This window comes from Yinghuangia sp. YIM S10712 (genome assembly GCF_051388935.1).
GTDB lineage: Bacteria > Actinomycetota > Actinomycetes > Streptomycetales > Streptomycetaceae > Yinghuangia.
This window is the reverse complement of the sequence record NZ_JBPKBI010000034.1, coordinates 1-9,860: the sequence shown is the minus strand read 5'-3', so window position 1 is coordinate 9,860 and position 9,860 is coordinate 1. Positions and strand designations below refer to the sequence as shown.

Annotated in this window: 7 protein-coding genes; 2 read left to right on the top strand and 5 right to left on the bottom strand. The window is 69.7% G+C overall.

Going from position 1 to position 9,860, the window contains the following annotated elements; genetic code table 11:
* Nucleotides 1-158: 158 nt before the first annotated feature.
* From ACRX5W_RS31795 to ACRX5W_RS31775, 5 genes are all read right to left on the bottom strand, one after another.
* Nucleotides 159-1,556: an ABC transporter substrate-binding protein gene (locus ACRX5W_RS31795; protein ID WP_436791862.1), complete on the bottom strand. Its 1,398-nt coding sequence runs from the start codon at nucleotides 1,554-1,556 to the stop codon at nucleotides 159-161.
* Between the two features lie 681 nt (nucleotides 1,557-2,237).
* On the bottom strand, nucleotides 2,238-3,845 hold the full coding sequence (locus ACRX5W_RS31790; protein ID WP_436791875.1) for an ABC transporter substrate-binding protein: 1,608 nt from the start codon (nucleotides 3,843-3,845) through the stop codon (nucleotides 2,238-2,240).
* Nucleotides 3,846-4,056: 211 nt separating this feature from the next.
* Nucleotides 4,057-4,866 (bottom strand): sugar phosphate isomerase/epimerase family protein, encoded by an 810-nt coding sequence (locus ACRX5W_RS31785; protein WP_436791861.1) that lies wholly within the window; start codon nucleotides 4,864-4,866, stop codon nucleotides 4,057-4,059.
* A gap of 248 nt (nucleotides 4,867-5,114) precedes the next feature.
* Nucleotides 5,115-5,906 carry an SDR family NAD(P)-dependent oxidoreductase gene (locus ACRX5W_RS31780; protein WP_436791860.1) on the bottom strand — a complete coding sequence of 264 codons (792 nt, stop codon included), beginning with the start codon at nucleotides 5,904-5,906 and terminating at the stop codon, nucleotides 5,115-5,117.
* Nucleotides 5,907-6,062: 156 nt separating this feature from the next.
* Nucleotides 6,063-6,692, bottom strand: a complete 630-nt coding sequence (locus tag ACRX5W_RS31775; RefSeq protein ID WP_436791859.1) for a TetR/AcrR family transcriptional regulator — start codon at nucleotides 6,690-6,692, stop codon at nucleotides 6,063-6,065.
* A 381-nt stretch (nucleotides 6,693-7,073) separates the two neighbouring features.
* Here ACRX5W_RS31775 and ACRX5W_RS31770 point away from each other — a divergent pair, with 381 nt between their 5' ends.
* Nucleotides 7,074-9,461, top strand: coding sequence for a xanthine dehydrogenase family protein molybdopterin-binding subunit (locus ACRX5W_RS31770; protein ID WP_436791858.1), 2,388 nt, complete (start codon nucleotides 7,074-7,076; stop codon nucleotides 9,459-9,461).
* Nucleotides 9,458-9,860, top strand: a 403-nt coding sequence (locus ACRX5W_RS31765) for an FAD binding domain-containing protein (RefSeq protein WP_436791857.1), incomplete at its 3' end; no start/stop codon positions are given. The genes ACRX5W_RS31770 and ACRX5W_RS31765, both read left to right, overlap by 4 nt.

Below are 9,860 nucleotides of genomic sequence, written 5' to 3'. Positions count from 1 at the left end.
CCCACGCCCAAGTCGGGGTGGCGGCGTCGCAGCGGCCGACTTCCGCCGCGACGCCGCCGTAACCGGATCACGTCCCCGCAATCACCTCGTCGGCACACAGCCACGCCTGCCGACGAACCGCCTCCTGCGGGTGACGTACCGGTGGTCTTGTACGACGCCTACTTGACGTCGCTCATGCTCTTGCCCACGTCGGCCAGCGTCCCCGGCTTGCCGTAGTCGCCGGTCAGCTTGTACGCGGCGATGTCGCAGTCATAGGCACCGTGGGACGGCCGGAACTCCGCTGCCGGCTTCCAGCCGTCGGCGGTCGCCTTCTCGATGTTCATGCACTTGGCCGGGCCGTCCTGGACGGACAGGTCGATGGGTGCCTGCAAGCCGCCACCCGTCCACGCGGTCTCCTTGCGTGCCGCCTCGACCAGGCAAGTGCGGGTCAGGTTGTCGCCGCAGTTCGCGGCCGCCTTGGCGAACAGCAGCCAGGAGGAGAAGGCCTTCACGGCCGGCCACGTGGGCTGGGTGCCCGGAGCGTACTTGGCGTACAGGTCCACGACCTGCTTGGTGGCCGGGTTCGCGGCGGCGTTCTCCAGCGGGTGGGTCCCGCTGATGTCGACCAGGTTGTTCTGGGCGTTCAGCACCGCGGGGCCGGCGAGGTCGAGGAACGGCTGACCGTAGGCATTGCTGTTGGCGTCGATCCAGTCGAGTTTGTAGTCCATGTTGGTCAGCTCCTGCTCCAGCTTCGCCAGAGAGCGGAAGTCACCCATGAAGATGAGGCCCTTGACACCCTTGTTCTTGATCGTCTGCGCGTACGGCGTCCAGTTGGACACGCCGGCCGCCGGGTACAGCTCGGTGTAAGACATCGGCGTGCCGCGCGACTGGAAGAACTCCGCGCGCTGGTCGACCGAGACCTTGGTGACCGGGGAGTCACCCGCGATGATGCCGACCGCGTTCGCGGTCTGCGGGTACGCCTCCGCAACCAGCCACTCGTAGAAGCCCGCGTACCGGAAGTACGACGGCCCGCCGGCCTGCACGGTGAACTGGAGGTCGGAGCCCTCGTTTTGGCGCTGGGTGGACTGGGCGGGGAACTCCGGCAGCAGGCACGACAGCCGCTCCTTGGTGCCCATGCCGTCCAGCGCCGCGCTGCCGCCGACCAGCGCGAAGTCGTCGCGGCAGGCCTCAAGGACGCGCTGGCGTACTTCGAGCATCTTGGTGTCGCGGATCGTCGCGTCGATCTTGCGCCCGTTGATGCCGCCCAGGTCGTTGCACCAGCCGGTGAACACCTTGGCCGCGTCTTCGTACTCGTGGTTCTTGGTGAAGCCGACGTCCGACAGGACGCCGACCTTGATGCTGTCGGCGGTCACGCCTTGAGCGGGCGAGCCCGTGGGGTCACCGGGGCCGCACACCCCCTTCAGGTCGCCGAAGTCGGCGGACACCGAGGTGGTCCCCGACGGCTTGGCCGCAGCCCCTTCGCCGCGGTCGGGCTCGCCGCCCCGGTCGGCGCAGCCGGCCGCCGCGAACAACGCGGCCACCAGCGCGAGGCTGGTGAAGGTCTTGGTGGGTCTCACGGGCTTGGCTCCTCAGTGCCGTCCGGCGTTTTTGACGACGCCGGCTCTCCTTGCCGGTAACGCTTTGTCCGGCGAACGCCTCGCGCCGGTGGCGCCATGGCGTCGGCGTTTCCGTCTCGACGTCTGCGGGTGGCCGGGGGACGCACGTCGATTCGCGCCGTTGCGCTCGCCCGATGAACGATAGAGCGGCGATATTGGGTTTGGGAAGTGCCATTCTCGTTTTATCAGAAAGCCACTCTGATTCGCATGGTGGATGCTCGGTACGGCGGGGAGAAACCGGGCAGCCATTCAGCGGTGCACGCGAGTGAAAGAGGCATTGTCCGGACATGTCGATCCTCGGGCAGGTGCCCTCAAGTCGCTTGTTTTGCAGGTGAGTTCGGTATTCGCAAGCCGGGCGGGCGGCAAGCAGTATCCCGCCCGCGCCGAAGAGAACTCCCGGCCATGGAAACCCGATATTCAGGCGCGCAAAATCCTGCGACCTCGCCCCGCATAACCATCTGCGACTGTGGTGTCCGTGAATGCGAGGGGCGGCCGCCGCGGCGCCCGGACGAATTACCGGGCGGAGACACGATCGGGGTCCCTTGGGTGGATGATCAGGGGCCCCGATCGTGCTGCGGTGCGCTGTGGTGCCTTTCGCGGGGACGCCTCGACCGGCTCCGTGGCCGGCACCGCAGGGTCTTCTCAGGCGCGGAGGCCGAGCCGGTCCCAGAGGATGTGGCCTTCGCCGAACAACTGCACACCGGTCAGCTTCGGAGTCGCGACGGTCACCGCGAGTGACTCCTGGAAGACGAAGAACGGCATGTCGTTGATGAGTTCGACCTGCACGCGGGTGTACGCCTCGCTGCGCGTCGTACGGTCGGTCGACAGCCGGGCGGTTTCCAACGCCGCGTCCACCATGGGGTTCTGATAGCCCGTCAGATTGGCTGGACCGCTCTTGGAGTGCAGGAACTGGTACAGCGTCGGCTCGGGGTCGTCCGCGGCCGTCGCGCTTGTCGTGATGTCGAAGTCCAGGTCGATGTTGACGCGTTTGGGCACGACGTGCAGGTCGAGCACGACGAGTTCCACCGTCATGGTGCGGTTCGAAGCGGTTTCGATCCGCTCCTTGAAGTACTGCGCCAACTGCACGGACCGCGGAGTGTTCGGGGCGGCGTACGTGACCTTGATCGGCTTGCGGCCGTTGTCGGTTGCCTGCGCGAACAGCGCGGCGGCCCGTGCCGGGTCGTTCTGCGGCAGGGAAAGCTGGATGTTGCCCAGCGGCGAGGAGGATTCGAAGATGCCCTTCGCGGGTCGGCCCTTGCCCTCGTAGAAGACCCGGTTGATGTCCTCCGTGTCCAACGACAGCGCGATCGCGCGGCGCAGATTGGAATCCGCAAGCGGACGCTTGTCACGTGTGTTGAACGCCAACGACACACCGCCGCTCAGGCTGATCTCGGAGACCGCCAGGCCGCGGTCGTCCGCCTCGGCCACCTGCACCGGGTCCGAGGTCAAGGTGAGGTCCGCGTCGCCGTCGTCGACGGCTGCCACGTCCTTCGAGGTGTCCTTGCTGATGCGCATGGTCACGGTGTCGAGGTAGGGCTTGCCGTGCTGCCAGTAGTCCGGGTTGCGTTCGAAGGTCATGTGGCTTCCGGGCACCCACTCGCGCAGCTTGTACGGCCCCGCCCCGACGGGGGCGGTGTTCGACGCGGCGAGCGCAGTGTCGGAGGCGAGTGTGCGCGGCGACGGTATGTAGTTGAGCAGGCGGGCGACCATGCGGTCGAAGTTTGCGTTCGGGGAGGGGAGTTTGATGCTCAGCCGCCGTGCGTCCAGCACGGTCAGGGTGAGTTGCTTGACGGTTCCGCCCGCGGCGGATTGCAGCTTGGGGTCCAGGTGCTTCTCCCAGGCCGTTTTGACCGCCTCGGCGTCCAGCGGGGCCCCGTCGCTGAACCTGATGCCGTCGCGGAGGGTGAGCGTCCACACGAGCGACTCGTGGTCGGGGAGCATCGACTCGGCCATCTGCGGGCGCACGGTCCCGGTGGACGGGTCGCTCCACAGCAGCACGTCGTACAGCGCGGAGAGCTTGCTGCCGTCGCCTTGCGGCGATGTGACCGCGGTGTAGGGATTGAGCCCGCGTGCCTCGCCGAGTACCAGCATCGTCAGGTCGCCGCCCCGGCGCGGGGTCGCGTTCGGGTCCGGTGCGCTGCTGCTGGACGAGCCGGCGCATGCGGCGGACACGGCGACCAGCGCCGCGACCAGGCCGAACCGGAGCGTACGCAGTACTCGTCCACGAGTCCTGCGTCGTTGGTGGTGCATGAGCACGGAACGCTGACCTCCGTCTGCTTTGTGGTGTTGTGGTGTCGTCGTGTGCCGGGTGGCGCGGCAGCGTTCGCCGGGACGCGGCGGTCCACGCCTCGTGGTCCGGCGCGCGCACGCCTCGCCGACCCGCGGCGGGCTGAGCTTGGATCTGTGCCTTGCGTTCAGTCGGGGCCGGTCCCGGGCGGCATCGGAGCCATGCCGCGGCCGGTCACGGCGTCGTGAGACCGGTGCCGAGCAGGGTGTCGCGGTTGGTTGCCAGGAGCTTGAAGGGGTCCGCCTCGGTGGTGTCGATCTCGGTGATGTGCCAGCGCAGGTGGTCGCCCGCCCGGAGTGCGGCCGGTGCGTCCAGCACGCCGGTGCCTAGGGGGGTCTGCGGCCTGGCTGTGAGGGGATCGTCCGGTGCGCCGGGGCCGTCCTTGACATGGGCGGCCACGGCTCGGTCGCCGAGCCGGGCGAGGACGTGTGCCGGGTCCTGCCCGGCGACGGTGGCCCAGTAGAGGTCGACCTCCGCGACGACGGACGGGTCGAGGAGGTCCCACAGGACATCGAACCCGGGGCTGCCGTCGGGGAGTTCGGACCATTCGAAGGTGTGGTTGTGGTAGCCGAGCCGGATTCCGTGGTCGGCGAGTTCACGGGCGGCCTCGTTGAGGCGTTGCGCGAACGCCGACAAGGTCTCCCGGTTGTCGAAGACCCCCTCGCCGAAGCCTTCGACGAGGAAGGGGACAGGGACGAACACCGTGTCCGCGCCCAGGGCGCGGCACTCCTCCACGAGGGCGGCCTGACTTCCCGCGGCGATCGCGCCGTGCAGGGAGCTCACCGCGAGGCCGGCGGCGTCCAGGTCGGCGCGGAATGCCCGTGCGGCGGCAGCACGTTCCGCAAGCGGGGTGTCCCACAGAGCCAGAGCGAACGGCTCGACGTGCCGATAGCCGATGTCGGCGAGGCGCCGCAGGGTGCCGGGGCGGTCGGCCGCCAGGTGATCGCGGACGCTGTAGAGCTGCACGCTGAGGGTGCCCGACATTTCGGTACGTCTCCTTGTTGTGCCGGGATCGCGGTGGCCGGTGCCGCGCGTCTTCCGCGGGACATCGCATGGCGTCGACCGCGGAGCCGCGAGGCACGCGGGCTCCGTCACCAACCTCCCTGCCGAGAGCGGTACTTGGCTGGTGGAGCGGCCCTTCGGCGCGGCGCTGCCCGCCCGCGTGTACGGCAGAGCCGGACCCGGAGGATCGGTGGGACCGGCGTGGGTGTGACCTCAGGGGGAGCACGGTCTCACGGCTTGGCGGCCGACCGCGCACCGAACTCCGCCGACAGCCTCGCGGCGCCGTCGAGCCGGATGACTTCCGCGTTCAGGTAGGGGTTGCGGATGATCGCTTCGGCCAGCAGGGCGTACTCCTCGGGCTTGCCCAGGCGTTCGGGAAAGAGGATGTCGCCCATGAGTGCCTGCTGCGCCCGGGGTGAGGACAGGCGCGGGGTGGCGATGGCGCCCGGTGCGATGGCGCAGACACGGACGCCGAGGGGCGCCAGGTCGCGTGCCATGGGCAGGACCATGGCGGCGACGGCGCCCTTGGCCGCGGCATACGGGACCATGGTGGCCTGGGCGTCGTAGGCGCTGATGGAGGCGGTCTGCACGATGACGCCGCGTTGTCCGTCGGCGTCGGGGGTGTTGGCTGCGAAGGCGGCTGCGGACAGCCGGGCGAGGTTGAACGGGCCCATGACATGCAGGTCGAGATTGGCGCTCAGCACGTCCTTGGACATGACCGTCCCGTCGCGGTCCACCAGCCTCGGGCTCGGGATGACCACCCCGGTGGCGCTGACGGCGATGGAGAACACGCCGAGGGCCCGGGCGGCGGAGATGGCGGCGGCCACGGCGTCGTCGTCGTTGCTGTCTCCGACGACGATGCTTGCCCGGTCGCCCAGTTCGGCAGCCAGCGCGGCGGCGCGGTCGCCGTCGGGATCGAGGACGACGACGCCCACGCCGTGCGCCGCGAGCCGCCGGACGGTGGCGCCGCCCAGCCCGCCCGCGCCGCCGGCGATGACGGCCGCCCGGCCTTCGAGCTGCATTGCGTGATCCTTCGGTCGTGGGCCTGCGGGGCCGGGCACGGCGCACGGGGGGGGGTGCGGACGTCCCGGCGATTTGGCAAGTGAACAAATGTTCAAAGAAAATGCGGGCCCATGCCTACCAGCCGGGCGGCGGAGGCGTCAACCGGACGGCGCCGTCTACGGGCGGACGGCGCCGTCCTCGGGCTGCTTTGTCCCCGTGCGGCTGTCCGGAGGGCCGTCGAACCTCCGGAGGAGCGACTCCACGAACGCCATGGTCTCGTCGTGGCCGGTCGTGAGCCCGAGGTCCCGCTCGTTCACCAGCACGCGGGCGATCGCGGTGGTCAGTACGACGATGGCCATGGGGGGCGCGTCGCCGATGTCGAGGTCGCCTTCCGCGATCATCCGGTTGAATGAGTCGAGCAGTACGTGGCGGTAGCGCTCGGCGTGCGCGGTGAGCTCCGCCCGGAACGCCTCGCTGTGGTTGGCGAGGGCCATGAACTCCGCGAGCAGCGCGGTACCGGGGTGGCTGTTCATCTCCCACAGGACCGTCAGCGGGTACGCGGACGGCTTGATGCGGGATCGCCGCTCCGCTTCCTGGTCGGTGCGTCGCCGCAGGACGGCGAGGAAGAGGTCGTCGAGGGTCGGGAAGTAGTACAGGACCAGCGCCGGCGCGACGCCGGCCTCGCGCGCCACGCGCCGTACGCCGACGACGGCGTAGCCTTCGTCGATCATCAGCCGCTCGGTCACGTCGAGCAGTGTTTGGCGCGTCTTGGAGTTTCTGGTCCCTCTGCGGTCCGGTGCGGTCATGGGGACATTGTCCTTGACGGCCTGCGGCCCCTGTGTAAACAATTGTTTAACCAGGCGGCCCGACCGCCTGCAACCACAATGCAAGCCAAGCACAGCCGAGACCGCCTCGGACCCTCGCGGCCGGGAGCACGTCGATTCCCTGTTCTGTACGCCCCGCCGTTCCGCGGGTCGGCTCCGCCTGCCCCGCGCGGCAGACCGCGGAGACGAAGGACCGGCTGATGGCACGAACCGAACGTGCACGTCCACCACTTGGGAAGAGGCAATGACCAACTGCCCCGCCATGCCCCAGACCGCGCGGCTCTGCCGCCGCACGGTCGCGATGCCTGACCCAGGTGGTCACGGCCCGACCGCACCGGCCGGACATCCCGCCGGGGTGGGCCGATGAGCGCCTCCCCGCCGACCGACACGTACGCGGGCACCCGTACGCTCCGGGTCGAGGACGCGCGGTTGCTGACCGGCGCCGGAACGTACGTCGACGACGTCGTCCGGCCCGCCATGCTGCACGCCTGCTTCGTTCGCAGCCCGATCGCGCGCGGTCGCATCCTCGGCATCGACGTCACCGACGCACTCGCCTTGGACGGGGTCCACGCGGTGTTCGTCGCCGAGGACCTGAACCCCGGTGTCCACGAGCAGTGGTATTCGCTCAACGGCCGGCACGACCCCGACACGCCCCGTCCGCCGCTCGCCGAGGGCGACGTGCGGTTCGTCGGAGACCCGGTCGCGATGGTCGTCGCCGTCGACCGCTACGTCGCGGAGGACGCGGCCGAATTGGTCGTCGTCGACTACGACCCGCTGCCGCCCGTCGTCGACTACGCGACCGCGCTGGAGTCCGCCGAACTCGTCCACGGCGACCGCTCGGACAACCTGGTGGGTCAACTCGGCGGCCGGCCCATGGACGACCTCGCGCCGGTCTTCGACAGCGCGGCACACGTCGTGAGCCAGACCGTCCGCCAGCAGTCCCACGGCCCCGTGCCGATGGAGACCCGCGGGATCGTCGCCGAGTGGTCGGCACCCAGCGGTGAGATGACCATCTGGGCGTCGACGCAGGCCCCCCACGAGGTACGCGCCTTTTGCGCCCGGCTGCTGGCAGTCGCCGAACACAAGGTACGCGTCGTCATGCGCGACACCGGGGGAGGCTTCGGCCAGAAGGTGCTGCCGCAGCGCGAGGACATCTGCGTCATGCTGGCGGCCACGAAACTGCCCGCCGCGCTCAAGTGGATCGAGGACCGGCAGGAACACCTGATGTCGGCCGGCCAGGCCCGCCACGAGCACGGCGAGGCGAAGATGGCGTTCGACGAGGAGGGCAACATCCTCGCCGCGGTCCTCGACCACGTCCAGGACGCCGGTGCCTACCCGACCCCTTCGCCCGTCCAAAGCGGTATCGCCGTCGGGATGCTGTTCCCCGGCCCGTACCGGGTTCCGCAGGGGACCTTCCGGTCGCGGTTCGTCTTCTCCAACACCAGCGGGCGCGTGGCCTACCGCGGTCCGTGGCAGTTCGAGTCCATGGCGCGCGAGGTCCTGCTCGACACCGCCGCGCGGCAGATCGGCATCGACCCGGTCGAGCTGCGCCGCAAGAACATGCTTCGGCGCGACGAGCTGCCGACGTTCAACTGCATGGGCATGCCGTACGACAACATCACGCCGCTGGAGACGTTCGAGCAGGCGCTGGAGATCCTGGACTACGACGCGTTCCGCCGCGAGCAGGAACTCGCCCGCGCGGAAGGGCGGTTCCTCGGCGTCGGCACCTGCACGTACGTCGAACCGACCGCCGGGGCGACGCCGTTCCACAGCACCGAGGGCGCGACGATCCGCATCGAGCCGTCCGGCAAGGTCAACGTCTACGTCGCCGGCGGGTCGTGCGGGAACAGCCTGGAGACCACGGTCATCCAGCTCACCGCCGACGCACTTGGCGCGGCGATCGAGGACGTCAGCACCATCCAGGGCGACACCGCGCTGACGCCCTTCGGCGGCGGCACGGGCGGCAGCCGGTCCGGCCCGATGACCGCGGGCGCGGTCGCCGAAACCGCCGCGATCCTGCGGCAGCGCATCCTGGCGATCGCTGCACACAAGCTCGAAGTCCCGGTCGACGACGTGGAGTTCGTGCGCAGCGTGGCGACCGCGAAGAGCAAGCCGGACGCGTCGGTGACGCTCGCCGAGATCGCCGACATCGCGTACTTCCAGATGCACGCGCTGCCACCGGAGATCCCGGCAGGCCTGGAGGCGAGCGGCCGATACCGCGCGACCAATCCGGCCATCTGGGCCAACGCGACGCACGTGTGCACCTGTGAGGTCGACGTGGTGACCGGCCACGTGAAACTGCTGCGGTACATCGTGAGCGAGGACTGCGGTCCGATGATCAACCCGAACGTCGTCGAGGGCCAGATCTTCGGCGGTGCCGTGCAGGGGATCGGCGGCGCGCTGTTGGAACACCTCGCCTATGACGAGGACGGGAACCCCGTCACCACCACGTTCATGGACTATCTGCTGCCCACGGCGACCGAGGTGCCGACCATCGAGCTCGGGCACATCGAGACACCCAGCCCGGGACCGGGCGGTTACAAGGGTGTCGGGGAAGGCGGTGCGATCGGCGCCCCGCCGGCCGTCGTCAACGCGGTCGCCGACGCGCTCGCCCCCTTCGGCGTCCGCATCGACCGGCTCCCGCTCACCCCCGCGTCGATCGCCGGCCTGTTGGAGGAAGCGCGCCGCCGGGAAGACGACGGTGACGCAACCTCATCGGCTCCCACCACGACCGGGACGGTGACCGCATGAAGCCCGCAGCGTTCGAGTACCACGTACCGGACACGGCCGAGGACGCGGTCGCGCTCCTCGCCGAACTCGGGGACGGGGCGAAGGCGATCGCGGGCGGGCAGAGCCTGGTGGCGATGCTCGCGCTGCGCTTGGCGGTGTTCGAGCATCTGGTCGACCTGCGGCGGCTGGACGAGATCCGCGGCATCGAACACCGCGACGGTTCGGTGTGGATCGGCGCGGGGACCACGCAGGCGACGATCGGGCGGTCGGAGGAACTGCGTTCACGGGTTCCGCTGTTGGCTCGGGCGACGCCGTTGATCGGGCATTTCCAGATCCGTTCGCGCGGGACGCTGGGCGGTTCGATCGCGCACGCGGACGCGGCGGCCGAATACCCGGCCGTGGCCTTGACGTTGGACGCTC